18 protein-coding genes and 1 tRNA gene are annotated in these 25084 nt (G+C 63.8%); 14 read left to right on the plus strand and 5 right to left on the minus strand.

What is annotated here, in order from left to right:
• The first annotated feature begins 54 nt into the window (after positions 1–54).
• The 7 genes from I6A82_RS09180 to trxA all read left to right on the plus strand — a co-directional run bounded on the left by I6A82_RS09180 (position 55) and on the right by trxA (position 11383).
• On the plus strand, positions 55–2394 hold the full coding sequence (locus tag I6A82_RS09180; RefSeq protein ID WP_198094617.1) for a sensor histidine kinase: 2340 nt from the start codon (positions 55–57) through the stop codon (positions 2392–2394).
• A gap of 8 nt (positions 2395–2402) precedes the next feature.
• Positions 2403–2846 carry a tRNA (adenosine(37)-N6)-threonylcarbamoyltransferase complex ATPase subunit type 1 TsaE gene (gene tsaE / locus I6A82_RS09185; RefSeq protein ID WP_198095568.1) on the plus strand — a complete coding sequence of 148 codons (444 nt, stop codon included), beginning with the start codon at positions 2403–2405 and terminating at the stop codon, positions 2844–2846.
• Positions 2843–3823 (plus strand): aminoglycoside phosphotransferase family protein, encoded by a 981-nt coding sequence (locus tag I6A82_RS09190; RefSeq protein WP_198095569.1) that lies wholly within the window; start codon positions 2843–2845, stop codon positions 3821–3823. The genes tsaE and I6A82_RS09190 overlap by 4 nt, the downstream gene beginning before the upstream one ends.
• A gap of 1 nt (position 3824) precedes the next feature.
• Positions 3825–4556 carry a nucleotidyltransferase family protein gene (locus I6A82_RS09195; RefSeq protein ID WP_232343383.1) on the plus strand — a complete coding sequence of 244 codons (732 nt, stop codon included), beginning with the start codon at positions 3825–3827 and terminating at the stop codon, positions 4554–4556.
• 21 nt (positions 4557–4577) lie between these two features.
• On the plus strand, positions 4578–7574 hold the full coding sequence (gene addB, locus I6A82_RS09200) for a double-strand break repair protein AddB (protein ID WP_198094618.1): 2997 nt from the start codon (positions 4578–4580) through the stop codon (positions 7572–7574).
• Complete coding sequence (gene addA / locus I6A82_RS09205) at positions 7571–10975, plus strand: double-strand break repair helicase AddA (protein ID WP_332310955.1); 3405 nt, start codon at positions 7571–7573, stop codon at positions 10973–10975. Before addB ends, addA begins: the two co-directional genes overlap by 4 nt.
• A gap of 90 nt (positions 10976–11065) precedes the next feature.
• Complete coding sequence (gene trxA, locus I6A82_RS09210; protein ID WP_187336064.1) at positions 11066–11383, plus strand: thioredoxin; 318 nt, start codon at positions 11066–11068, stop codon at positions 11381–11383.
• Between the two features lie 154 nt (positions 11384–11537).
• On the opposite strand, the gene I6A82_RS09215 is transcribed toward trxA, so the two are convergent.
• Positions 11538–12332 (minus strand): inositol monophosphatase family protein, encoded by a 795-nt coding sequence (locus I6A82_RS09215; protein WP_198094620.1) that lies wholly within the window; start codon positions 12330–12332, stop codon positions 11538–11540.
• Positions 12333–12346: 14 nt separating this feature from the next.
• The gene (gene argJ / locus I6A82_RS09220) at positions 12347–13576 is read right to left on the minus strand and encodes a bifunctional glutamate N-acetyltransferase/amino-acid acetyltransferase ArgJ (RefSeq protein ID WP_198094621.1); all 1230 of its coding nucleotides are present in this window, start codon (positions 13574–13576) and stop codon (positions 12347–12349) included.
• Positions 13577–13644: 68 nt separating this feature from the next.
• On the opposite strand from argJ, the gene I6A82_RS09225 reads away from it, so the two are divergent.
• From I6A82_RS09225 to I6A82_RS09250, 6 genes are all read left to right on the plus strand, one after another.
• Positions 13645–13965, plus strand: a complete 321-nt coding sequence (locus I6A82_RS09225) for a hypothetical protein (RefSeq protein ID WP_198094622.1) — start codon at positions 13645–13647, stop codon at positions 13963–13965.
• Positions 13966–14098: 133 nt separating this feature from the next.
• A complete protein-coding gene (gene secA, locus I6A82_RS09230; RefSeq protein ID WP_198094623.1) occupies positions 14099–16825 on the plus strand; it encodes a preprotein translocase subunit SecA in 2727 nt (908 codons plus the stop codon).
• A gap of 211 nt (positions 16826–17036) precedes the next feature.
• Positions 17037–17111, plus strand: a tRNA-Asn gene (locus tag I6A82_RS09235).
• Between the two features lie 158 nt (positions 17112–17269).
• Entirely contained in the window at positions 17270–18520 is a 1251-nt protein-coding gene (locus I6A82_RS09240) for a tyrosine-type recombinase/integrase (RefSeq protein WP_198094624.1), read from the plus strand.
• A 19-nt stretch (positions 18521–18539) separates the two neighbouring features.
• Positions 18540–19268 carry a hypothetical protein gene (locus tag I6A82_RS09245; protein WP_198094625.1) on the plus strand — a complete coding sequence of 243 codons (729 nt, stop codon included), beginning with the start codon at positions 18540–18542 and terminating at the stop codon, positions 19266–19268.
• A gap of 499 nt (positions 19269–19767) precedes the next feature.
• A complete protein-coding gene (locus I6A82_RS09250) occupies positions 19768–20112 on the plus strand; it encodes a hypothetical protein (RefSeq protein ID WP_198094626.1) in 345 nt (114 codons plus the stop codon).
• Positions 20113–20115: 3 nt separating this feature from the next.
• On the opposite strand, the gene I6A82_RS09255 is transcribed toward I6A82_RS09250, so the two are convergent.
• The 3 genes from I6A82_RS09255 to I6A82_RS09265 all read right to left on the minus strand — a co-directional run bounded on the left by I6A82_RS09255 (position 20116) and on the right by I6A82_RS09265 (position 23983).
• Positions 20116–20928, minus strand: a complete 813-nt coding sequence (locus I6A82_RS09255) for a DNA adenine methylase (RefSeq protein WP_198094627.1) — start codon at positions 20926–20928, stop codon at positions 20116–20118.
• A gap of 168 nt (positions 20929–21096) precedes the next feature.
• Positions 21097–22155, minus strand: coding sequence for a phage portal protein (locus I6A82_RS09260; RefSeq protein WP_232343384.1), 1059 nt, complete (start codon positions 22153–22155; stop codon positions 21097–21099).
• Entirely contained in the window at positions 22145–23983 is a 1839-nt protein-coding gene (locus I6A82_RS09265) for a terminase large subunit domain-containing protein (protein ID WP_198094628.1), read from the minus strand. Before I6A82_RS09265 ends, I6A82_RS09260 begins: the two co-directional genes overlap by 11 nt.
• 168 nt (positions 23984–24151) lie before the next feature.
• Between I6A82_RS09265 and I6A82_RS09270 the strand changes: the two genes are divergently transcribed.
• Positions 24152–25036, plus strand: a complete 885-nt coding sequence (locus I6A82_RS09270) for a GPO family capsid scaffolding protein (protein ID WP_198094629.1) — start codon at positions 24152–24154, stop codon at positions 25034–25036.
• The last annotated feature ends 48 nt before the right edge of the window (positions 25037–25084 follow it).

Raw genomic sequence — 25084 nt, forward strand, 5'->3', positions numbered from 1 at the left:
CAATGCCTGCGCATCCCTCTTGACCTGCGCAGCGCTTCGCCTAGCCCGGCAAGGATGAGCGATGCATTCTCGATGGCGGCGGTCGGCATCGTCCTGGGGGCGTGGTTGCTCGGCGGTGCCTGGGCTGTGTGGACCGGCATGGCCATGCGGCGGCGCGCCGAAGAAAGCCTGCGCCAGACCGCACGGCTGGGCCGCCTGATCGAGACCGCACCCGCCATTCCGCTGATCGTTCGCCTGGACGGCAAGGTCGATACGCCGGATCGGCTGCTCGGATGGCTCGGGATCGAGAGAAAGATCGGCCATCTTTCCGACCTTTCGACCGAAGCTGGTCCCGGCGGCTTCGCGCCCGAGGATGTCGAGCGACTGTCCAAGCAGGTCGGCCTCGTCCAGCGCACCGGCAAATCCTTCGAGGCAAGCTTCGCGGTAGAAGGCAGCGACCGGGCGCTGGGAATCAAGGGAGCGCTCGCCGACAGTCAGATCTATCCGAATGGCGCAGCGCTTCTGTGGTTTTTCGACCGTTCCGAATCCCATCGCGATCAGGCGCGGCTAGCCGCCGAAGCGGACGCTGCCCGGCGTGCATTCCATGCTCTGTCCGGCCTGATCGAGGCGGCGCCGCTGCCGATGTGGCACCGCGCGCCGGACGGCTCGCTGATGCTGGTGAACGATGCATTCGTGCAGGCTGTCGGGGGGGCGTCCGCCGAAGATGTAGTGGCGGCCAGCGCCGAACTGATCGAGACGGTGGAAGGGCGTTCGCCCGCCGCAGTCGCGCAGGAAGCCATGGACAAGGGCAACACCATTACGCGCGAGCTCGCGGTCACGATCGAGGGCGATCGGCGCCACATGATGGTGGTCGACGTGCCGATCGGCGATGTCGGCGTGGCAGGCTATGCGATCGAAATGCAGGAGCTTGCCGAAGCGCGGGCCAAGCATCGCAGTTTCGTTTCCGCGCAGCGCGACATGCTGGACGCCATGAGCTCCGGCGTCGTCCAGTTCGACGGCGACGGCAGCGCGGTGTTCGCCAATCTGCCGTTCCGACGGATGTTCGGCATGGATGAGGAATGGCTGGCCGACCAGCCTGATTTCGCCCGCGTGCTGGACAGAATGCGTGATGCCGGACGTTCTCCCGAGGTCCGCGATTTCGGAGCCTGGCGCAGCGAGCGGCAAAGCTGGTTCCAGTCGGCCGAGCCGGTGCAGGAAAACTGGCTGTTGCCGGACAACACACATCTGCGCGTGCTCGCCCAGCCCACGCCCGACGCCGGGCTGTTGCTTATTTTTGAGGACCGTACCGAACAGGCGCGGCTCGCCAGCTCGCGCGATACGCTGCTGCGGGTGCGTACGGCAACGCTCAACAATCTGTTCGAAGGCATCGCCGTGTTCGGGTCCGATGGAAGCCTCAATCTTTGGAATGAGCGCTTTGCCGAGATATGGGAGACGGACGAAAAGGCGCTCGCCGGGCATCCGCATATCGACAAGCTGATCGCTTCGCTGGCACGCCGCCTGGTCGATCCGTCGAAGGCCGCGGTGATGCGCGAGACGGTTCGCGCGGCGACCGAGCGGCGGGCGCGGCGGGATGGCGCGCTGGAGTTTTCCGACGGACGCTATTTCCGCTTTTCGACGCTGCCGCTGCCGGACGGCAACGCGCTTTTCGCGATGCTCGACATTTCGGACAGCCATCGCATCGAGCGGGCGCTGCGCGAACGCAACGAGGCGCTGACCGAGGCGGATGCGATCAAGGGGCGTTTCCTTGCCAATATGAGCTATGAATTCCGCACGCCGCTCACGTCGATCCAGGGGTTCGCTGAGATGCTCGCCGCCGGTCTTGCGGGCGAATTGGGCGAGCAGGCAAAGGAATATGTCGGCGCGATCCTGCAGTCGGTCGAGCGGTTGTCGGGCCAGATCAACACCGTGCTGGACCTCAGCCAGGGCGAGGCCGGGGCGCTGCCGATCGACAAGCGGCCGTTGAAAATCGCGGACCTGCTCGGTGCGCTGACGAAGGACCATCGCGCCGATGCGCTGGCGGCAGGGATCGATCTGCGGCTGGATATCCGGGGCAGTGCAGGCACGGTGCCGGCCGATCAGCGCCGCCTGCGTCAGGCGCTCGATCACGTTCTGGGCAACGCGCTCGCTTATGCTGGCACCGATGCCGCCGTGCTCGTTTTCGCGGACGGCAGCCAGCACAGTGCGCGCATCGTCATTTCGGACAACGGACCGGGCATGGATGCCAAAGCGCAGGCGCGTGCGCTCAACCGGCTGGAGGCAGACGCCGCCGCCGGTTCGGGCGGGCTCGGCCTGCCCTTTGCACGGCAGCTGGTGGAGGCGCATGGCGGAACGCTGGAGCTGATATCGCAGGAAGGCGAGGGCACCATGATCACCATCGAACTGCCACGCTTGTGACCAGGAAGATGAACATTTCGGACGAGGCGGAAATGCTCATGCTGGGACGCAGCCTGGCAGGTCAGCTTCGGCGGGGAGACCTCATCGCGCTGTCCGGCGATCTGGGGGCGGGCAAGACGGTTCTTGCACGCGGTATCCTGCAGGGGCTCGGTCATCATGGCGAAGTGGCCAGCCCCAGCTACGCGCTGGTTCACCCTTATGACCCGCCTGCGGTGCGCCTGCCCATATCGCATGTCGATCTCTATCGGCTAGACGATCCTGCGGCACTGGAAGAGCTCGGCCTGGATGAAGCGCGCTCCTACGGCGCGCTGATCGTGGAATGGCCTGAGCGTGCGGACCCGCGCTTTGTTGCCGATGCGCTCCACATCCGCATCGATCGTGATGGCAGCGCTGCTCGGCGGTTGACAGTGGACGCGGCGCGTAGTTGGGAAGGCCGATGGCCACCGCGATGACCCCGCCCGCAGGCGCTCCGCATTTCCTCAGCTCTGCCGGCTGGACCGGCGCTCGCATCGAACCGCTAGCCGGCGATGCCAGCTTCCGGCGCTATTTCCGTGTGGAGGACGAAGCAGGCAACCGCGGCGTCCTGATGGACGCGCCTCCGCCGCACGAGGATCCGGCGCCGTTCGTTGCCATCGCCGATTATCTTACAGGCCACGGTTTTCGCGCGCCAAAGATTATCGCCAGCGATCTGACACGCGGCCTCGTCCTGCTGGAGGACCTGGGCAATCGCCGGATGCGCGAGCATCTTGCCTATCATCCCGAGGAAGAGGCGGCCATTTACGAGCAGGCAATCGACGAATTGATTGCCCTGCGCGATGTGCCGCCCGCCAATGTGCCGGCCTATGACGAAGCCAAATATCTGGAAGAGACTGCGCTTCTGCCGGAATGGTTCGCGCCCGCCGCTCATTTGAAGGTGGACCGGGAAGGCTATGATGCGCTGTGGCGTCAGCTGCTGGCGCCGGTAATTGCCGCGCAGGAAAAGCCGGTGACGGTGCTGCGTGATTATCATGCCGAAAACATCATGTTGATCGGTGAGGATCGGCTGGGGCTTCTGGATTTCCAGGATGCGCTCGCTGGTCATCCGGCCTATGACCTCGTCTCGTTGCTGCAGGATGCGCGCCGCGATGTTTCCGAGGAGCTGGAGGCGCGCATGTTGGATCGCTATTGCGAGCTGACGGGCGAGGGCGAGGATTTCCGCACGCATTACGCCCTGCTCGGTGCGCAGCGTAACGCCAAGATCATCGGGATTTTCACGCGTTTATGGCGCCGCGACGGCAAACCGCGCTATCTCGGCTTTTTGCCGCGCATGTGGAAACTGTTGGAGCGCGATCTCGCGCATCCCGCGCTGGATCCGATGCGCCAGTGGTTCGACGATAATGTGCCCGAAGACCGCCGCTCCGAACTGGTCGCCGCCGGATCGGAAAGCTGAGATGGCAAGCGAAGCCTCCAAAAAGGTAACGGGCGCGATGGTGATGGCTGCGGGGCTGGGCAAGCGCATGCGCCCGCTTACCGCCAGCACGCCGAAACCGCTGGTGCGCGTCGCCGGGCGGCCGCTGATCGATCATACGCTGGAGCATCTGGCCAGGGCAGGCGTCTCGCATGTGGTGGTCAACGTCCATTATCTCGCCGACGCGCTGGAGGGCCATGTCCAGACGGCTCCGTTCGGTATGGACTATACGGTCTCGGACGAACGAGAGAAGCTATTGGAAACCGGCGGCGGCCTCGTAAAGGCCCTGCCGCAGATCGCGTCCGATCCTTTTTACTGCGTGAACAGCGACAATATCTGGGTCGATGGGCCGCGCTCGGCGCTCGTTCAGCTGGCCGAGGAATGGGACGGTGAGCGCATGGACGCGCTGCTGTTGCTGGTGCCGCATGCTCGGGCGCATCATCATGGCGGCAGCGGCGACTTCCACCTGGATGGCGCGGGCCGCATTTCGCGGCGTATGGAGCGCAAGGTCGCGCCGTTCATCTTCACCGGCGTGCAGTTGATGGCAAAATCTCTGGTCGAAGGCCCGGACGGCGAGGCATTCAGCACCAACCGCTTCTGGGACAGGGCGATCGAGGCGGGCCGTCTTTACGGCAGCATCTTTGACGGCGAGTGGTTCGACATCGGCACGCCCGCCGCCATCAAACCGACCGAAGCCTGGTTTGCCAATGGCTGAGCGGGGCTGATCGAAGGGCCGATGGGCAGTAGGGCCAAGCCAGCCGTTTACACCATTCCGGCGCATCGCGGTTTCGCCGACGCCTTGGCGGCCGGAATGCTGGACCGTTTCGCCGAGGCAGAGCGCGGGCTTTCGGGCGGCATGGTGCTGGTGCCCAACAACCGCGCCGCGCGGGCGATTACCGATGCGTTCGTTCGCCGCGCCGCGCCTGGCCTGCTGCTGCCGCGTATGGTGCCGGTGGGGGACCTCGATATCGGGGAATCGCTGGGGCTGGCGCTGGATCCGGTCGGCGCAGATGTGCCGCCCGCGGTCGATCCGCTGACACGCAAGCTGGCCGTCGCGCGCATCGTCCAGCGGCGCATGCGCATCGACGATGAGCGAGTGAGCGCGCCTGAAGCGCTGCGTCTTGCGGATCAATTCGCCCGCGCGCTCGATCAGCTGATGATCGAGCGCAAGGACGCAGCTGCGCTGGATGCCCTGCCGCTCGCCGAAGAGTTGGCCGATCATTACCGCCGCTCGCTGAAGCTGTTCGCCGATGTGGCAGGCGATTGGCAGAGGCATCTTAGCTCCATCGGGCGCATCGACGTTGCCGACCGGCGTAATCGCCTGCTGGACGGTGTCGCCGCACGCTGGCGCGAAAGCCCGCCGCCCGGCTTCGTGGTTGCTGCAGGCGTCACCACTGCGGCTCCGGCTGTCGCAGGGCTTCTTCGCGCGGTGGCCGAGCTGGAGCGCGGGCAGGTGGTGCTGCCCGATCTTGATATCGCGATGCCGGATGAGGAATGGGCCGAAATCGGCCCCCACGCCCCGCGTGAGGAAGGGCTGACACCCGAACCTTCGCTGGAAACCCATCCACAATTCCACCTGAAACTTCTGCTCGATCGCATGGGTATCGCCCGCGATGAGGTGATGCGCTGGGTCCGCTCGGGCGAAAGCGATGCGTCGCCGCGCCGTGCCCACGCCATCAGCAACGCCTTTGCGCCCCCTGAAGCGACCGGGAAATGGCGCGATCTGCCATCCGAGCGTCGTAGCCTGGCGGGTGTACGCGTGCTCGAAGCGCCCGACAGTGCGGCCGAAGCGCAGGCGATAGCGATCCTGATCCGCGAAGCGCTGGAAGAACCGGGCAAGCGGGCAGCGCTCGCCACGCCCGATCGCGAACTTGCACGGCGGGTCGCAGCCCATCTCAAGCGTTGGGGGATCGAGGCGGACGATAGCGCCGGGCGGCCCTTGTCCGAACAACCGGTGGGAACGCTAATGCTGGCGCTCGCTGAGGCGGCTGCGCAGGATTCCGCGCCCGTGGCGCTGCTCACGCTGCTGAAGCATCCGCTCGTCCGTAATGCGGACGAGGCGCAGCGGCTCGCCTGGCTGGACCGGGTCCGGACGCTCGATTTGCTGCTGCGCGGCCCGCGATCGGCGGGCGGTCTTGGCGGCATCGCTGAACGGATCGACCGGCGGATAGCGGATGATGAAGAGCGTGGGCTGGATACGGGGAAGTGGAAACAGCTGAAAGGCTGGTGGTCCGAACTGGCGCCGCAGCTCGCTCCTCTGCGGCAGGCGGGTCGCTCGGTAAACGCGGCCCTGGAAGCCTTGCGCACGGTGGGCGAAGCACTCGCGGGAGATCGCGTGTGGCGCGGCCGAGAGGGCCGGATGCTGGCCGAACTTTGGACCGATCTGGAAACCGGTGCCGCGTTCGGTCCTGATCTTGCCGAGGCCGAAGAATTGCCGGCCTGGATCGAAACCCTGCTGGCCGACATTGCGGTGCGCCCGGCCTATGGTGGCCATCCGCGCGTTGCCATCTACGGTTTGTTGGAAGCGCGTTTGCAGCAGGCGGACCTCGTCATCTGCGGCGGATTGAACGAGGGCACTTGGCCCACGCTGCCGCAGCCCGACCCATGGCTTGCCCCGCGGATCCGGCGCGAACTGGGCCTGCCCGCGTTGGAACGCTCGATCGGGCTGGCCGCGCATGATCTTGCCGGCTTGATGGGCGCGCCCGAAGTCGTGCTGAGCCGCGCGCGGCGGGATCGGGGCGGGCCGGGCGTCGCCTCGCGCTTCCTGCTCCGATTGCAGGCGATGGCGGGCAGCAATCTGCGATCGGATGAGCGGGCCTTGGCGCTCGCCGCGTCGATCGATCAGCCGGAAAATGTTACACCAACTGAACGTCCCGAACCGCGCCCGTCTGCCGACCAGCGGCGCGTCCCGCTCAACATCACCGATCTTGACCGACTGAAGGCGGACCCGTTCGCTTTCTACGCGGGCCGCATTCTGGGGCTGCGACGCCTTGATCCGGTCGATGCAGACCCGACGCCCGCCTGGCGCGGCACGGCGGTGCATGACATCCTGGAGCTGTGGGCCAAGGAGGATGGCTGCGATCCTGCCAAGCTGCACGAACGCGCCGTCGCGCTACTCGGCAGTCAGGGGGCTCATCCGCTGATGCGGGCTTTGTGGGAGCCGCGTCTGCTGCAGGCCATCGACTGGATAGCCGAAGAAACCGTGCGGCTGCGCGACAATGAGGGCCGCGCGATCGCCGCGATCGAGAAACAGGGGCGTATCGATTATGAAGGCGTGACGCTGAAGGGGCGGGTTGACCGGATCGATCGCTGCGCCGACGGATCGCTGGTGATCGTCGATTACAAGACCGGGAAACCACCCGGCAAATCGCAGGTGCGCGCGGGCTATGCGCTGCAACTGGGCCTGACCGGCCTGATCGTCGAGCGCGGCGGAGTGGAGGGCCTGTCCAGCCATGCAGGCGGCTTTGAATATTGGTCGCTCGGCAAAGCACCGAGCGGCGCGCGCAAGGGCGAGCTCGGCTATATCGAGACGCCAATCGGCGGACGCGGCGACGATGCGATCACGGCCGATGATTTCGTCGCACATGCCGCGCATCATCTGCGCGAGGCGGTCGAAACCTGGCTCACGGGAGATGCGCCCTTTACCGCGATGCTGCACCCGGAATATTCGCCTTATGGCGATTACGACCATCTGATGCGTCTCGACGAATGGTATGGAAGGGGCGCTTCGTGACGGACGGCCTTCTCCATCCGCTGCGCGGCAATCAGCGCGAGGCGGTGGCACCGGACCGCGATGTCTGGCTGAGCGCATCGGCGGGCACCGGCAAGACGCAGGTGCTCACCGCGCGCGTGTTCCGACTGCTGCTGGCAGGATCTGCTCCCGAAAACCTGCTCTGCCTCACCTTTACTAAGGCGGGTGCAGCGGAGATGGCGAACCGCATCAATGCGCGCCTTGCCGCGTGGGTGCGGATGAAGCCCGAGCCGCTCGCCGCGGACCTCAAAGCCATTGGCGCCCCCTTCGGGCCGGAGGATCAAGAGCGGGCGCGGCGACTGTTCGCCAAGGTGCTCGACGCGCCGGGCGGGGGCCTGCGTATCCAGACGATCCACAGCTTCTGCCAGACCCTGCTCGCCGCCTTCCCGGCAGAGGCCGGTCTGGTGCCGGGCTTCGCACCGCTGGAAGAACGCGATCAGTTGCAGCTGCGCCGTCAGGTGCTGGCCGATCTGGTGTCCGATGCGGCGGGTGAGGGGCGCGCCTGGCTGATCGATGCGATCCAGCAGCTGAGCCTACGTCTTGGTGAACAGGGGGCGGAGAGCTTCCTCATCCGCTGTGCATCCGCGCCCGATGCGATGGCGCTGGTTCCTTACAGCCTGGAGGGCGCGGAAGTCTTTGCGCGCCGCATCGCGGGGGTCGAGATCGAGGGCGATCCGGAAGCCTGGCTTGCCAACCAATGTGCCGCCGTCGATCAGAATTTGCTGCGCAGCATTCGTGCGCACAATGCGGATTGGAAGGCAAAGACGGGCGCGGAGAATGTCGCCAAAATCGATGCCTGGATGGCACTTGACGCTGCCGACCGCGCGGCCAGACTGGCCGATCTCAACAGCGTATGGGCCACCCAGAAAGGCGAACTGACGAAGCGCGCGCCCAAGGCGGACGGTTATGCCGAAGACGCGCAGGCGATGCTGGACTGGTGCGCGCATTTGCACGCGCAGGTCGGCCTTGCCCGCTTTGCCGCCCTTTACGCTGGCGCGCTCGCGGCGGGGCGGGCCTATTCGGATGCCTATGCGCTGGCCAAGCGTCGCCGCGCCGTCGTCGATTTTGACGATCTCATTCGCCGCGCGGCACGCCTGCTCGCCCAGCCCGGCATCGGCGAATGGATCCGCTTCAAACTGGATGCGCGCATCGATCATGTGCTGGTGGACGAGGCGCAGGACACTAACCGCGCCCAGTGGGACATCATCGAAGCGGTAACCGAGGATTTCTTTACCGGCGTCGGCGCGCAGGGCGGTCGGCTCCGCACGGTGTTTACCGTTGGCGATTTCAAGCAGGCGATCTTCGGTTTTCAGGGCACCGATCCGGAGCAATATCGCGACGCGCGCGAGCGGCTTCATCAACGGATCGAGCAGCTTGCCACTGATCCCAATCGCGACGAGCCGCGCGAGCTGGCGCGGCTGGACCTAGCCACTAGCTTCCGTTCGACCGAGCCGATCCTGAAACTGGTCGATGCACTGGTTGGTGAGCGCGGGCATCAAGCCTTTGGTCTGGAGTCGCCGGTCGCTCCGCATATCGGGGTGAAGCCGGATGTGGGGGAGGTTCTGTTGCTGCGGCCCGTCCGCCCCGTCGACGATGGGCAGTCCGAGGAGGATGAGGAGAGCTGGCTGGCCGAAGAAAAGCTGGCTTATGCGCGCAAGCTGGCGGCGCAGATCAAGCAGTGGTTGAAAGAGGAACCGGTTCTCGCCACCACCGGCAAGAAGCTGGCGCCCGGCGATATCATGATTTTGGTGCGGCGGCGCTCCGAGCTGGCGTCTCTCCTGGTCGCCCGGCTCTATGCGGAGGGTGTACCGGTGGCGGGCGTCGATCGCCTGCGCCTTGGTCAGCCACTGGCGGTGAAAGACCTGCTTGCGGCAATCCGTTTCGCTGTGCAGCCGGAAGACGATCTCAACCTCGCCGAATTGCTGGTATCGCCGCTGATCGGCTGGAGCCAGGACGATCTGCTCCGTTATGGTTGGCGTGGGCCGGGCGCGCGGGGCCGCACGCTCTGGCGCCATCTGCGCGAGCAGGAGGAGCTGACGGACAGGATCGCGCCGCTACGCGATCTTCTGGCGCGGGCGGATTTCGGAACGCCGCACGAGTTTCTCGAGAACATTCTGTCCGGCCCGATCGATGGTCGCCGCCGCCTCGTTGCTCGCCTGGGGCGCGAGGCGCTCGATCCGATCGGGGAGCTGATCAACGCCGCCTTCCTGTTCGAGGCGAACCATCACGCTTCTATTCAGGGCTTCCTCGATTGGTTCGATCGCGGCGATGTCGATGTGAAGCGCGAGCAAGCCGGGGTGAGCGGTGAGGTTCGCGTGATGACGGTACATGGCTCCAAGGGACTGCAGGCGCCGCTTGTGATCCTGGCGGATACGACCGCGGATCCCACGAAGACACCCGATCGCAGTTTTGACCTTCGGCTCGACGATGCCGACCTGCCGGTTCTGGCGCTGCGAAAGGAGGAGCGGGCAGGGCGGCTCGCGGAAGCGGCTGCGATGGCCGAAGCGCGTGACCTGGAGGAGCATTGGCGGCTTCTTTACGTGGCGCTGACGCGGGCGGAGGAGCGGCTGGTGCTTGCCGGTTCGCTGGGGGTGCGCGCCAAAGACGTGCCCGAGCATAGCTGGTACGCCGCGCTCGACCGCGCGATGGACGGCATGGGGCTGGAATGGGAAGAGGATGCCGATTGGGGTGCGGTACGGCGCTTCGCGGGTAGCGATGTCGCCAAGGAGAAAGGGCCGTCTGCAACGGACGATCTGCCGCCCACGCCCTTGCCCGCCTGGCTGCATAGTCCTGCACCGGAAGAAAGCCGTCCGCCGCGCCCGCTTGCGCCATCTGGCAGCGGAGAGGACGATGCCGCCGCCGCGCCGCCCGATCCGAAGCGCCGGGCTGCGGCAGAGCGCGGGCGGTTGCTGCACGGACTGTTCGAGCATCTTCCCAGCGCCGATCCTGACCGGCGCCATGAACTGGCGCTGGCCTGGCTCGCCCGCCGCGCGCCGGAGCTGGCAGAGAGACAGCGCAGCGAGATTTACGAAAGCGCGGCCCGCGTGCTGGACGATCCGCGCTGGTCCGCCATCTTTGCACCCACCGCACTGGCCGAAGCGCCGATCGCCGCGGTTGTCGGCGAAAGCGTGATCGCGGGTACGGTGGACCGGCTTCTTATCGAGCCGGAGCGCATTGTGGTGATCGATTTCAAGACTGGCGCTGCAATTCCGGGAAGCGTGGATGCGGTGCCCGCGGCCTATAAGCGGCAGATGGCCCGCTATGCCGCCGCGCTGGGCACCATTTTCCCCGATCGCCCAGTGGAAACGGCATTGCTTTACTCGCACGGGCCAACCTTGATCGAGCTGAGTCCGGCGCAGCTTGCCGAACACAGCCCGGCTTGAGCCTGCCCAAGCTTTCATATCGCCAGCGAAACTTGTGCGGACCGCTGCGCGTTTCTACCTTCGAAACAACCCATTCAAGGAGTAATGATCATGGCCACCAAGGCAGTTGGCGACGACAATTTCGAACAGGACGTCTTGAAGGCTGACGGGCCCGTGCTCGTCGATTTCTGGGCCGAATGGTGCGGACCGTGCAAGATGATCGGCCCTTCGCTTGAAGAGATCAGCGAAGAGCTGGACGGCGTTACGATCGCCAAGCTCAACATCGACGATCACCCCAACACGCCCGGCAAATATGGCGTTCGCGGCATCCCGACGATGATCCTTTTCAAGGATGGTCAGCCAGTGGAAACAAAGGTTGGTGCTGCGCCCAAGGCGCAGATCAAGAGCTGGCTTGAAGGCGCGCTCTAAGCGCCACGTCTCTTGGAGACCGTAAGTCCTGAGCCTGTCGAAGGACGTTTCTCGGCTGGGCGCTAGTGCGCTTTCGAGAGGCGGGCTTCGACAGGCTCAGCCCTTTCGGCCTTGGGTATTGAAACGCGCGCTTAGCGACGCTCCCTTGGAGGCGCTACAGTAGGACGCGCACTGCCTCATCCCACAGATCCGGCGTTGCGGCGGCAAGCATGCCGGTCATCTCCGTCTGATCGGGCCGGTAAGCCGTGCCATCGAAACGTGCGACCTTGCCGCCCGCCTCGCTCAGAAACAGCGCACCAGCGGCATGATCCCAGGGAAGCGAGCGGCGATAGATCGTGATGTCGTGCTGGCCGGTGGCGAGCATCGGATATTGCTCGGCCGCGCACATCGGCGGGGGCACGATCTCGAAATGGGCCGCCGCCGCGGCGTCGACGCGAATGCGTTCTTCGCCTTCCATGAAGCTGGTGTAAAGCGCGATGACGGGCTTGTCCTTGCCGCTTCCTTTCGAATGCAGCGGATCGCCGTTGATCCATGCGCCGGCCCCGCGATGGGCATGGCACAGGCGCTTCGATACCGGATCATAGATCCACCCGGCTTCCGTCTCTCCGCCGCGCACCAGCGCGATCAGGATGCCGAAGGGCGATCGGCCCGCGGCGAAATTCCCGGTGCCGTCGATCGGATCGATCACCCAGCAGACCGGCTCATGAATGCGGTCCATCACCGAAGGATCCGCCGCCGTCGCCTCTTCACCCAAAATGGCGGCGTCCGGCAAAAGCTCGCTTAGCCTGTTGGTGAGGAAGCGCTCGCTCTCGCGGTCCGCCACGGTGACGAGATCGCCGGGGCTCTTTTCCTCGATCTGGTCTTCGGAGAGATCGCGGAAGCGGGCCAGGATGATGGTTTCGCCGCACTCGCGCATGATGGCGGCGACGGGTTCGTAAAGGTCGTGCATGCCGCTTGTCCTCATCAGCTCCGGTAATCGGCGTTGATGCTGATATAGCCGTGAGTCAGATCGCAGGTCCACACGGTGGCGCTGCCTTCGCCAAGGCCGATATCGACGCCGATGGCGACTTCCTGGCCCTTCAGATGTTCCGCCACCGGTGCCTCGTCATAGCCTTGGACGACCATGCCCTTGGCGGCCACCTCGGTCGCGCCGAAGCGGATGGAGAGCAGATCGCGCTCGGCAGGCTCGCCCGCTTTGCCGACCGCCATGACCACGCGGCCCCAATTGGCATCTTCACCCGCGATCGCCGTCTTGACGAGCGGTGAGTTGGCGATCGACAGACCGATGCGCCGCGCGCTTTCATCGCTTTCCGCGCCGGTCACCGTTATTTCGATGAATTTTTGCGCGCCCTCGCCATCGCGCACGACCTGATGGGCCAGGCTGCGGCAGACCTCTTCCAGCGCGGCGTAGAAAGCGTCCGCGCCGTCATCGTCCCAATCCGACAGCACCGGGCCACCCGTCTGTCCGGTTGCGAAAACGAGGACGGTGTCGCTGGTGGAAGTATCGCCGTCCACGGTGATGGCGTTGAATGTGCGCGCGTTCGACCGGTCGAGCATTTCCTTCAGAAAGGGGGCCTCGATCGCCGCGTCGGTAAAGATATAGCCCAGCATCGTTGCCATATCGGGCGCGATCATGCCCGATCCCTTCACGATCCCGGCAAGCTGTACAGTGGCATCGCCGATCACCGCCGATGCGCTTGCGCCCTTGGGAAAGGTGTCGGTGGTGCCGATTGCAGTTGCCGCGTCTTCCCAACCGCAGGGCTGGGCGGTGAACACCTCTGCAAGCCCCGCCTCCGCCTTGTCGATCGGCAGCGGAACACCGATGACGCCGGTGGAGGAGACGAACACATCCGACGGCTGGCAGCCGAGATGATGGGCCACGCGCGCGATGATCGTTTCCACCGCTTCACGGCCGCTCAGTCCCGTAAAAGCGTTGCTGTTACCCGCATTCACGATCAGTGCCCGCGCATGGCCGAGCAGCGCGGTCTCCTTGCCCAGTTGCACTTCGTAGGACGGGCAGCGGCTTTTCGTGAACACACCGGCGACGGTCGTGCCTTTGCTCAGTTCCGCATAGGTCATGTCGAAACGCTGTCGGCGAGTATAGCCGGCACGAGCCGTGCGTAGTGTCACGCCGGCGATGGCGGGCAGTTCGGGAAAGCTTGAAGGGGCAAGGGGGGAAGGGGGGAGCGCCAAGGGCCAGTTGCCTTTCGGTCTGTTTTTGATAGGAGACGCCCAAGGAACGTTCCCGCGCGGGTCTATCGATGAAGTTTACCTTTGCAAGTCTGATGCTGCTACTGGCGCACGCCATGATGGGTGTGCCGCTGGACGCGCAGACCTTGCGGGCGGCTGCTTCTGCCGAGGCGGACAGCGGCGATGTTGCAGCCGAAAGCCGCGCCTGCAACGTCCTGACCGCTCTTTCTGCCGAGCGGATCGGCGCATCCGCCATTCCCGCTTCGGTCGCCGAACATACGGATGATGTTCGCGGCGGCTTCTCCCTCACGCGAAGCTTCGGTTACGCGGCTGCGCTTCCTTTGCGCTGGGGCGCGGGCGATCGCCACGCCCATTTTACGGGCAAGCCCTGACGCGCTGACCTGCCTGACGGGTGCACCCGTCCCGGCGCATCCGGTTGCGATGCGCGTATTTCTTACCATCTTTTGCCGTAAAGCCCGGTGCCGATGCGCCGGGCCGGCCATCATAGCTCAACGGGATCATCCTATGCTCGGCGCCATTGCCAAATCGATTTTCGGTTCGTCCAACGAACGCTACATCAAGTCCATCTATAAGATCGTCGACAAGATTAACGGTTTCGAACCGGATATCATGAGCCTCTCCGACGAGGATCTGAAAGCGCAGACCGCTCGCTTCAAGGAGCGGCTGGAGGCCGGTGAAACGCTGGACGACATCCTTCCCGAAGCCTTTGCCACGGTGCGTGAGGCATCGAAGCGCGTCTTCGGCATGCGGCATTTCGATGTGCAGATGGTCGGCGGCGTGGTGCTTCACCGCGGCGAGATTGCCGAGATGCGCACCGGTGAGGGCAAGACGCTGGTCGCGACGCTGGCCGCCTATCTCAACGCCCTGCACGGCAAGGGCGTCCATGTGGTCACGGTGAACGATTATCTCGCCCGCCGCGACGCGGAGTGGATGGGGCAGCTATACGGCTTCCTAGGTCTTTCGACCGGCATCATCGTCCCCGATCTGGATCAGCAACAGCGCCGCGACGCCTATAATAGCGACATCACTTACGCGACGAACAACGAGCTCGGCTTCGATTATCTGCGCGATAATATGAAATATGACCGCGCGGACATGGTCCAGCGGCCGTTCAATTTCGCGATCGTCGACGAGGTCGATTCGATCCTGATCGACGAGGCGCGGACCCCGCTGATCATCTCCGGCCCCACCGACGACCGGTCCGAACTTTATGCCGCCGTCAACGCGATCATCCCGCGGCTGGACGAGGAAGATTACGAGAAGGACGAAAAGTCCAAGAAGGTGCTGCTGACCGAAGACGGCACGGAGAAGGTCGAGCGCCTGCTGGAGGAGGCTGGTCTTCTCGAGGGTACGAACCTGTATGATTTCGAGAACACGCTGGTGGTCCACCATCTCGAAAACGCCATGCGCGCGCATCTGATGTTCAAGCGCGATACCGACTATATCGTCAAGGACGGCAAGGTCGTCATTATCGACGAATTTACGGGGCGCATGATGGATGGGCGCCGCTGGTCCGACGGTCTGCACCAAGCGGTGGAGGCCAAGGAGGGCGTCGACGTGAAGCCCGAAAACCAGACGATGGCGACCATCACCTTCCAGAACTATTTCCGGATGTATCCGAAGCTTTCCGGTATGACGGGTACAGCGGCTACCGAGGCGGCGGAATTTTACGAGATTTATAAACTCAACGTCGCTGAGATGCCGACCAACCTGCCGGTCCAGCGGATCGATGAGGACGACCAGTTCTACAAGAACACGAACGACAAGTTCGCTGCCATCGCGGCGGCGATCAAAGAGAAATATGATACCGGCCAGCCGGTGCTGGTGGGCACGGTATCGATCGAGAAGTCCGAGCTGCTCAGCGAGTTCCTGAAGCGCGAGGGGGTGAAGCACAACGTGCTGAACGCGCGCATGCACGAGAGCGAGGCCCATATCGTGGCCCAGGCCGGGCGGCTCGGCGCGGTTACCATCGCCACCAACATGGCCGGGCGCGGCACCGATATTCAGCTTGGCGGCAACCTGGAATTCCGCGTCGAGGAAGAGCTTGCGGACATCGAGGAAGGCCCGCGCCGCGACGAAGAGATCGCCCGCATCAAGCAGGAAATCGCCGCGGAAAAGGCAAAGGTGCTGGAAGCGGGCGGCCTGTTCGTGCTCGGCACGGAGCGTCACGAAAGCCGCCGCATCGACAACCAGCTGCGCGGGCGCTCCGGCCGTCAGGGCGACCCAGGCCTGTCGCGCTTCTACCTCTGCCTGGAAGACGATCTGCTGCGTATCTTCGGCAGCGAATCGCTGTTCGCACGGATGATGAATTCCAGCCTGGAAGATGGCGAGGCGATCGGCGGCAAGTGGCTGTCGAAAGCGATCGAGACCGCGCAGAAGAAGGTCGAAGCGCGTAACTACGAAGCGCGCAAGCAGGTCGTCGAGTATGACAACGTCATGAACGATCAGCGCAAGGTGATCTACGAACAGCGCGCGGACATCATGGATTCCGACACCGTCGAAGAGGTGGTGGAGCATATGCGCGTGGACGCGATCCACGCGATCGTGAACGATCACTGCCCGCCTGGCACCTATCCCGAGCAATGGGACATTCCGGGCCTAAAGGAGAAGACCGCGCAGCTTCTGGGTGAGGAACCGCCGATCGACGCCTGGCTGGAAGAAGATGCGATCGAGCCGGAGATGGTGGCCGACCGGCTGGTCGAGCGTACCGTCCAGAAGATCGAGGAGAAGATCCAGGGCATCGACGAATCGATGTGGCGCGATGTGGAAAAGAGCATTCTCCTGCAATCGCTCGACCATCACTGGAAGGAACATCTCTCCACACTCGATGCGCTGCGCCAGGTGGTATTCCTGCGCGCCTACGCCCAAAAGACGCCGCTGAACGAGTATAAGCAGGAGAGCTTCGCGCTGTTCCAACGCATGCTCGATCAAATCCGCGAAGATGTGACCCGCACCCTTGCGACCAGCGAATTCCGCGCCCAGGCACCGATGCCCATGGCCGAATTGCCGGACCTGCCGGACTTTTTGACCACGCATATCGATCCGCTGACCGGTATGGACGACACCAACGATACCGATGCAGGCACGCGCGGTCTGGTGGACACGCTGCCGCCACAGCAAACGGCTGAAGCGGATATGGAGGGGCTGACCAACAATCCCAATATCAGCCGCAACGCGCCGTGCCCTTGCGGTTCTGGCCGCAAGTACAAGCATTGCCACGGGCAGCTTTAGGGCCGCACGGCAGGCCGGGAAGAACGTGAAACGGATGGGGCCCAATGCCGCGAACGATTGCGACATGGGGCCCCAGGCTGCATTTGTGAGCCGTCTCCGCGGACGATTACAGCCTTATCGGATCGCGGGAAAAAAATAGCGCGACACAAGGCTTGCCATTCCCAAAAAGCCGCTGCTATAGGCGCGGCCTGCCCCGGGGGACCGGGGCTGCTCCCCGATAGCTCAGCGGTAGAGCTCTCGACTGTTAATCGAGCGGCCGTTGGTTCGAATCCAACTCGGGGAGCCATTCACCATTCCCAACCAGTTCCAGACAGGTCCAAAAGCCTTGCAATAGCTCGGCATTGGGGAGAATGGCGTTCCCATGCGGTTCCGCGCCATCCTGCCTAAGCCTGACATTTTTGGGGGTATTTTCGGGGCATCGTGCTTCCAGGATGGGGGCATCGAATGCTGACCGACGCTCAGTGTCGAAAGGCCGGGCCGCGGGAGAAAGCTTACAAGCTTTCGGACGGCAAAGGTCTTTTTCTGTTCGTGACGCCGACGGGCTTCAAGTCTTGGCGTTGGAAGTACCGATTCGAGGGCAAGGAAAAGCAACTCGTCATCGGACCCTATCCGGAGTTCTCGCTGAAGCGAGCCCGCGAACTCAGGGAGGATGCCAACCGTCGCCGACTGGAAGGCGAGGATCCTGCAAGGACGAAGCAGACAAGCGGCGAGGAGACGACTGCCACGTTCGAGACATTTGGTCGGCGCTGGCACGAAAACCAGAAACGTCTCTGGTCGAAAAAACATGCCGCAAATGTGTTGGCGGGTCTGGAGAACGAGGTTTTCCCGACGATCGGCGCAAAGCCTATCGACAGCATTTCATCCGCCGATATCCGGAAATTGTTGCTCGCCATCCAAGACCGGGGTGCGGTGGAGACTGCGCATCGGCTTCGGGGAAGGATATCGTCAGTTTTCAAGGTCGCCATGGCCTCAGACGCAGTCCAGAACGATCCTTCAGCGGGAATTGTGGCCGCACTCGCCCCGGTAAAGAAGGGGCGGCATCCGGCGGCAACGAAGCTGAAAGGGGCAAGGGCCGTTTTGCAGGCGGTCGAAAATCTGCCGGCACACCCCGTTACTCGATTAGCATCTCGATTTTTAGCGCTCACGGCCGCCCGTCCTGGGATGGTGCGCTGGGCCGAGCACGCCGAGATCGAGGGGATAGACACGCACGAACCATTGTGGCGCGTACCCGCCGAAAAGATGAAACTTGTATTGAAAGAAAAAGAGCTCGGCGAGGCGATGGAATTTGTAATTCCGCTTGCACCAGCGGCCATCGATGTGGTGCGCGTTGCCCGCACATTAAGCGGCAGCGCCAGCTATCTCTTCCCTTCTGTCAGACATTCCAATCGCCCAGGCAGCGAGAACGCACTCAACAGCTTCTATCGCCGTGCTCCGGAGGCGCATGGATACCATGTGCCTCACGGATGGCGATCGAGCTTTTCGACCATCATGAACGAGCGCGCGATGGATATGGACCGGCCAGGCGATCGAGCAGTCATCGATCTAATGCTGGCCCACCAAACTCCAGGCGTCGAAGGGCGCTACAACAGGGCAGCTTATATGACCAGAAGGCGACAGATCGCCGAAGAGTGGGCGGAGCTTTTGCTGGAGGGCTTCCCGCCTGCTTCCGCCTTACTGGAAGGTCCGCGCCGCTAAAATTGACCGGAGGTGCGGCATGACCGGCCTCGCGATTGGAGCAGCTCTCGGCTTCACGCAGCACAAGCGCTCGCGCAGTATCGATCCGAACACTGGCGCTTCATTCAAGATTTGGCGGGAGAGCTTTAACGAAGGTGAGCGCGAGCACACGGTTTGGAAACCGATCGCGGAGGGTGACACGCGAAAGGCGCGGCGATGGTGTCGCAAGCTTCTTCGCTGCGCGCGCGAGATGGAGGTGAAGACGCGCTCCGAACGGCAGGCCGTGAGCCCGAAAGCTCGCAATGGTATGCTTGGAGGGGCAATCGGGTTGGACGTGCTCGAATATCTCCTCCTTGAGGCGGTGCGGTACAGTAGCGGCAAGCTAGAGCCTGCGGTCGCAACGATTGCGGCCGCGCTGGGCTATTCCTATTCCGCCACACACAGAGCGCTGTCGTTACTACGCGAGGCAGGGTTCATCCGATGGATTCGGCGAACACGGCCGACCGGTTCGAGAGAAGGCCCGCAGATCGAACAGATCCCTAACGCATATGAACTGCTGGTGCCGGCCGAAGCCACGGCCATCGTCAAGGCCTACACAGAAGGTACGATGGAGCGGGACGCGCACGCCAACTGGTACAGCTGGCTGAAGACGCTCGTCTATACAGCCCCAAAGCCCGCCCGCCTCTCGGCCAAAAGCTCATTGGAGCAGGCCTTGGCACGCCTCGGTTCTTCGCTAGAGCGCGAATCTTCGACACGGAGAGAATGCTGACCATCTCTTCGAGATAGACATAAAAGGAGTGCCTTCGGCACGCGTGGCTAGAACTGAACCTTGTGGATAACTTCCAACTCCAACCACCCCGGCGCATTCACGCACTGGAGGACGGAGCGGCTTGCGCCGCTCCGGGGCCTGGCGATGGCCAAGGGGCAAGGATAATGCCAGTTCGCGGCCTTCGAGTGCAAGGAAGGAACGGAGCGCGTCTACGGGGCTATTTCGGCAAGCTCATTGCATTCGTGAGTAAACAGCGCACGGAGGCTTTTTCCTGCATCGGAATGCGTCATCATGTTCGCGCGCCATTTCATTCGTTCGACAAGTACGGGCTTTTCCCAACAGCCGTCAGGCCCGCGCGTCAAAAGCGACAAATTTGGCCCGCGGGCGGGGTGGGGAGTTCAGCGCGCGGCGCGGGTGGCAAACGCAATGGCTTCCGCGTGTTCCCATTATGTTCCATATCCGCAGGATGGACGGCGGCGATGATTCGAGATTGATGCGAATGGCACTCAACGCGCTCGAAGAGGCGGTTCGGGCGGCGGAAGATCGACCGGTCCGCCGCAGCTGGTCCATCCGGTTGGCGCTAGCCTACCTCGCATCACGCAAGGATTGCGAGCGCTGGCCGTTCACCGCCTTCTGGCGCAGCCTGGAAATCAAGGACGACAAGGCGCGCCGCGTGGTTCTGAACTCCAACCTCAACGGTATCTACCGGCAGGTCGGCGTGCTGCGCGGCAACGAGCCGACCGCCGCCGTCCCCTATGAGCGTGACACCCGCAAGCGACAGAGCCGGCACGGCCCGGACGATCGAGGCGAGCGTAACTGGGGCGGCGACGTCGGCCGCGGTTGATCGTCAGGCGGGGGAAATCAAAAGCTCACCGAACAGCTTGGATTTGTCCATGCCCGCCAGTGTGTAGCGTGCCTTCATCGTCTCGATCGAGAATCCCCCGAAGATCCGGCGCACCTCCGGATGGTCGTTGATCGAAAGCAGGAAGCGGCCCTTCCTCGCTCTCAGCAGAGCCGCCATCTCCTCGAACTCGCACCGGTCGAACATCGCGCTCCCATAGTCGTCCTCGCTGCCGAAATAGGGCGGATCGAGATAGAACAGCGCGCCGTCGCGGTCGTACCGACGAATAAAGTCCGCCCACGGCATCCGCTCCACCGTTACCCGCGCCAGTCGCTCGTGCACCGCCTCAATCATCGGCGCCAGCTTGGTCACATCGAACCGCGCCGCGCCCGCCGACACTCCGAAGTTGCGGCCCTCGACCTTCCCACCGAACGCAAGCCGCTGCAGGTACAGAAACCGCGCCGATCGCTGCAGGTCGGTCAAGCAAGATGGCTCCAGCGCCGCCAGCTTTTCGAAATTCGCGCGCGAGCTGATCTGGAAGCGCAACATGTCCAGGAACGCGACATAGTGATGCTGCACCACGCGGAAGAACGTCGCCACATCCTCGCTCCAGTCGTTGATCGCCTCGGCTTTCGGGCACTTGTCGCGCCGCAGGAAAATGCCGCCCATGCCGACGAACGGTTCGGCATAGGAACTGTGCGGGATAGCGCCGATCCGCGCCACTATGCGCTTCGCCAGCAGGCGCTTGCCGCCGATATACGGCGCCGGCGGCCGCACTGGCCGAACGGAATTCAGGGTGAGGGGAGAGATTGCATTCATGGGCGTTTGACTCCTGTCACTTGTTCTCTAAACGTTCCGCCGCCCCGTGCGGGTTGGGCGGGACGAAAGCCGGCGCAGGCCGGTCGGTTTTCGTGGCAGGAGTCACTGCCGGTGGGGCCTGTTGGCGCAGGCCCGCCCCCGCCCATGTCGGGCGCCGGACGTGATACTTCAGCTGGTTTGGCGTTCGGCAAAATCGACGACGGTGGCGCCTAACGCGTCGTTCAGGTCCATCAGTTGGTCCTGCAACGGCAGAATCTCGAGCTGGATGAAGGCGTCCACCGCCTTGCTCGTATCGCCATAACCACCGGTCACGCCCGGCACGACGCCGATCAGCTGATGCGGCACCCGGTGCGCGGCCAGCACGTCGTCGCGGGTCACGTTCTTGATCCCAAGGAATTCGTCCTTCGCCGCCACCTCGGCAATCGGGATCAGCTTCACCTTCTCCTTGTTCGTGCCCTCGCCGTTGGAAACGAGCAGCATGTTGCGGAAATTGCCAACCCCGCGCGATCCCTTCAGCGCATCGCGCACCCCGTCCACGGACTTTTCCTCGAATTGCCCGTCGAGGTGAAGGATGAAGCCGGCATGGCTGCCGTTCAGATAGTAGCGCCGCCGGAACAGCGTCGCGTTTTCGTTCAGGAAGGCGGATTGCAGCGCGGCCAGATATTCCGGGATGCCGTAGATTTCCTGATCCAGGCAAGGCATCTTCACATGCGCAATGCTGCCCGGTGTGAATTCATGCTCCAGCTGCCAACCACGCACCTGGAAGAAGCTCCCTTCGGCGCCGATCCGCATATATTTGCCCAGCGTGTGCTCGAACCGCGCGGCGCCGCCGATGCGGTTCGGCAACTCTTCGAGATAACCATTGCCCAGCACGAGAAAATCCAGCGCCAGTGCCGAAAAGGCGCGCCGGGAGAGCAGGCGAGTAGGACGAAAGCTGCTGGTGAGCAGGTTGCGCTTCAGCCGTAGTGCGCTTTCGTGATGTGGGCTGGCGTGGAAGGCGCGGGTGAGCCCGTCGAGCGGCACCGGCGGATTGAACCAGCGCCCCTGCCAGCGACATTCCAGCATATCCATGATCGCCGCGCGCCGGTTCAGCACACTTTCCGGCTCGCCGAACTCTACCGCCATCAGCTTTGATTGCGCGGGCGGTTCCACCCGCTGCAGCTGCACTTCAGCGCCGCCGTCGCCTTCCGCCTCGAACATCGGCAGCTCGTTCGTCTTACCGGCCATCGTCGCCTCCCAAAATCTCGATCGTGCTGCGCGCCTTCGGCTTTCCGTCCAGCGGTTCGTTGTCCAGGATGTGCATGATCGACCAGGCGACGTCGGCATGGCCGGTCTCCTTCGATCGATCCGCTTTGTAGGTCAGTTGCCCGCCGCGCGGCGTCAGCACCTTCTTGATCGCGAGGAAGCTCTGCGCGATGTCGGTCCAGCCCGCGTCCCACTGAATGCGTCCGGTGCGGATCACATTCTGCGCCTTCATTACCAGGCGCTGCTTCGCCTCCAGCGAATATTCGATCTTCGTGACCCTCGGGAACCAGTCGCGCACCAGCTGATAAACCGCGGCGCCCACGCCGGTGGCGTCGATCCCGAAATAGGTGACGTTGTACTTTGCGAAGACCCCCTTGATGAAGGCGCTTTGCTGTTGGAAGTCGAAGCCGCGCAGCTGGTGCCGTTCGATCACGCGGAACTTGCCACCCGGTGCCTCGGGAGGCAGCGCGATCACCAGCGCGGCATTGTCGCCTTGCTCGCTCTCCTGCGGATCGTAACCAGCCCACACCGCGCGGTTGCCGACGGGACGATCCTTGAGCGGCTCGAAGCCATCCCACTCGACCCAGCTGTCGCAGTGGCAGCGCACCAACTGGTTGAAGCTGAAGGCGGACAGGCTGTCGTCGACGAACTGGCATAGCAGCAGGTTGGCATATTCGTCGGGCGCATAGTCGTCGCGCAGCTCGTCGATGTCGAACAGGTCGCAGCCGCCCGCCTCGGCATCATCGATCGTGACGATCTGCCGCCACACCTTGTCCTCGCACAGCCGTCCCGCCTGCAGCGCCTCGTGGCTGACATCGATCGACAGGCGATCGGCCTTCTTGCGGTTCCGGTTCTTCCGTTCCCCAGTCCAGTAGGGATAGGCTTCGTGCCCCACCGTGCTGGGCGTTGACATGTAGGTGCGGCGATATTTCTTCTGCATCGCCATGCCGCTGGCCACCTTGTTCAGCTGCTCGAAGCCGAACACCCAGAAAAATTCGTCGAAATAGAAATCACCGTGATAGCCCTGCGCGGTGCGCGCGTTGGTGCCTAGGAAGTGCAGCTCGATGCCGGTCTTGCCTTCATCCACCAACTCGGATGTGACGATCATCGGATCGCCCTTCAACGCCACGCCCACCTTCGCACCGAACTGCGCGATGTAGTTTTTGAAGATGTGCGCCTGCGCCTTGGAGGCGGAGAGGAAGATCTGGTTGTTGCCGGTCTCCAGCGCCGTCACCAGCGCTTCCAGCGCGAAGAAATAGGTCGCGCCGATCTGGCGAGACTTTAGGATCATCCGCGTCCGGCGGCTGCGGTTTTCCCACCAGCGCAGCTGATATTCGAAGGCTAGGTCTTCCAGCAGCGCGCGCAGTTCGGCCACCTGCGCTTCGTTGAAATGGTTCGCCTTCAGCTTCGCCCGCGCGGCCTTGTTCCGCTTGGAAACCTCCGGGTTCAGATGACCCTCGTGCCCGCCCGGCTGCTCGAACCGTCGGATGCGCGCAAGCCGCTCCGCCTGGCGACCGAGCAGATCGATCTCCTTGATGTCGCCGCCAGTCTTTTTGTCCTTCTCGACCAGCGTGCAGAAGCGCGCCTGTAGCGATTCCTCCATCCAGCGGATCGCGGGCGCCTCGTGCCATTTATGCCGGTCTCGCCAGCTCTGGACGCTGCTGCGCTTCAGACCCAGTTCGCGCGCGATCTGCGTTACGCGCCACCCGCGCCAGTACAGGCTGCGCGCCTCGCGATAGTAATCGTCGCGCAGCGCTTCGGCGTCGCCTTCGGCTTCCGGCGAACTGGGCAGGGTGGCGGTCTCGCTCATCGCGGCAGACCTAAGCCGCTGCCGCTCCGCCTTTCGATGCGGGGCAGCGCGGAAATCGGATTTCCGCGCGGCGCTTGCTTGAAAATAGCCGGCATTCGGTGGCCCTTGGCCGCGATAAGCCGGGATCGCGATGCGCGCCGGCCAACTGGAAACTGGAGCCCGAACCCCATGACCAATCCCGTGACCGACTGGACCCGCGTCGCCATCGAGGGCGAGACCATCGACGGCCGCCGCATCAGCCGGCAGGAGATCATCGACTGCGCAGAAACCTTCAGCGTCGAGACGCTGAAGCCGCGACTGTTCGTCGAACATTTGCGCGGCGTGACGCTGGACAGCGCGTTCAACGCCCTCGGCGACATGGTCGATGCCAAATGGCAGGAAGACGAGGTCCAGATCGGCGGCAGTCCTAAAAAGGTCGCCGCGCTCTACGCCCGCATCGAGGCGCTGCCGCCGCTCATCGAAGCGAACAAGCAGGGCAAGAAGCTCTACACCTCGATCGAGATCAAGGCGAACCTCGGTGGCAGCGGCCGCTCCGGCCTGATCGGTCTCGGCGTCACCGATAGCCCCGCCGTGCTCTGTAATCAGGCTATGCGCTTCTCGGCGCTCTACCCGAAAGACGTCAGCATCGCTGCGCCGCACGAGATGCAGTTCAGCATCGCAGAACCAGCACCCACCGCGGACCAGCAGGAAATCACCGGCATGCTGGGCGAGATGAAGAAGTTCTTTTCCACGCTCGCCGGCGGCAAGTCCGATGATCCGGCGCCGGTAGCAACTCCGCCCGCGCCCACGCCGCGCCCGTCTCCTGCACCTGCATCGCCACCCACTGCGCCGGGGCAGCCGAGCACGCCCGAAACCGAGGCTTTCTCGGCCGCGATGACCGGCATGGGCGGTGTGATGGAAAAGGCGTTCAGCGCCATCACCGCGCAGCTCGAAAAGTCCGATGCCCGCATGGCCGCGCTGGAGCAGCGCCTCGAACGCGAACCGGACGAGAAGAAGTTCAGCCGGCGCCCGCTTTCCACCGGCGGCCGCGCAGGCGGCGACTTCGTCTACTAACGCCCGTCCTCAGACAGCCGCGCGCCCGCGCCGTTTCCTCTTCTCCTG

Source organism: Novosphingopyxis sp. YJ-S2-01, assembly GCF_016093175.1.
Lineage (GTDB): Bacteria > Pseudomonadota > Alphaproteobacteria > Sphingomonadales > Sphingomonadaceae > Novosphingopyxis > Novosphingopyxis iocasae.

Bases quoted from the DNA above. Each gene is read 5' to 3' on its own strand.
- I6A82_RS09180 (WP_198094617.1), top strand. From the start codon at position 55: ATGAGCGATGCATTCTCGATGGCGGCGGTCGGCATCGTCCTGGGGGCG.
- tsaE (WP_198095568.1), top strand. From the start codon at position 2,403: ATGAACATTTCGGACGAGGCGGAAATGCTCATGCTGGGACGCAGCCTG.
- I6A82_RS09190 (WP_198095569.1), top strand. From the start codon at position 2,843: ATGACCCCGCCCGCAGGCGCTCCGCATTTCCTCAGCTCTGCCGGCTGG.
- I6A82_RS09195 (WP_232343383.1), top strand. From the start codon at position 3,825: ATGGCAAGCGAAGCCTCCAAAAAGGTAACGGGCGCGATGGTGATGGCT.
- addB (WP_198094618.1), top strand. From the start codon at position 4,578: ATGGGCAGTAGGGCCAAGCCAGCCGTTTACACCATTCCGGCGCATCGC.
- trxA (WP_187336064.1), top strand. From the start codon at position 11,066: ATGGCCACCAAGGCAGTTGGCGACGACAATTTCGAACAGGACGTCTTG.
- I6A82_RS09215 (WP_198094620.1), bottom strand. From the start codon at position 12,332: ATGCACGACCTTTACGAACCCGTCGCCGCCATCATGCGCGAGTGCGGC.
- I6A82_RS09225 (WP_198094622.1), top strand. From the start codon at position 13,645: ATGAAGTTTACCTTTGCAAGTCTGATGCTGCTACTGGCGCACGCCATG.
- secA (WP_198094623.1), top strand. From the start codon at position 14,099: ATGCTCGGCGCCATTGCCAAATCGATTTTCGGTTCGTCCAACGAACGC.
- I6A82_RS09240 (WP_198094624.1), top strand. From the start codon at position 17,270: ATGCTGACCGACGCTCAGTGTCGAAAGGCCGGGCCGCGGGAGAAAGCT.
- I6A82_RS09245 (WP_198094625.1), top strand. From the start codon at position 18,540: ATGACCGGCCTCGCGATTGGAGCAGCTCTCGGCTTCACGCAGCACAAG.
- I6A82_RS09250 (WP_198094626.1), top strand. From the start codon at position 19,768: ATGGCACTCAACGCGCTCGAAGAGGCGGTTCGGGCGGCGGAAGATCGA.
- I6A82_RS09255 (WP_198094627.1), bottom strand. From the start codon at position 20,928: ATGAATGCAATCTCTCCCCTCACCCTGAATTCCGTTCGGCCAGTGCGG.
- I6A82_RS09260 (WP_232343384.1), bottom strand. From the start codon at position 22,155: ATGGCCGGTAAGACGAACGAGCTGCCGATGTTCGAGGCGGAAGGCGAC.
- I6A82_RS09265 (WP_198094628.1), bottom strand. From the start codon at position 23,983: ATGAGCGAGACCGCCACCCTGCCCAGTTCGCCGGAAGCCGAAGGCGAC.
- I6A82_RS09270 (WP_198094629.1), top strand. From the start codon at position 24,152: ATGACCAATCCCGTGACCGACTGGACCCGCGTCGCCATCGAGGGCGAG.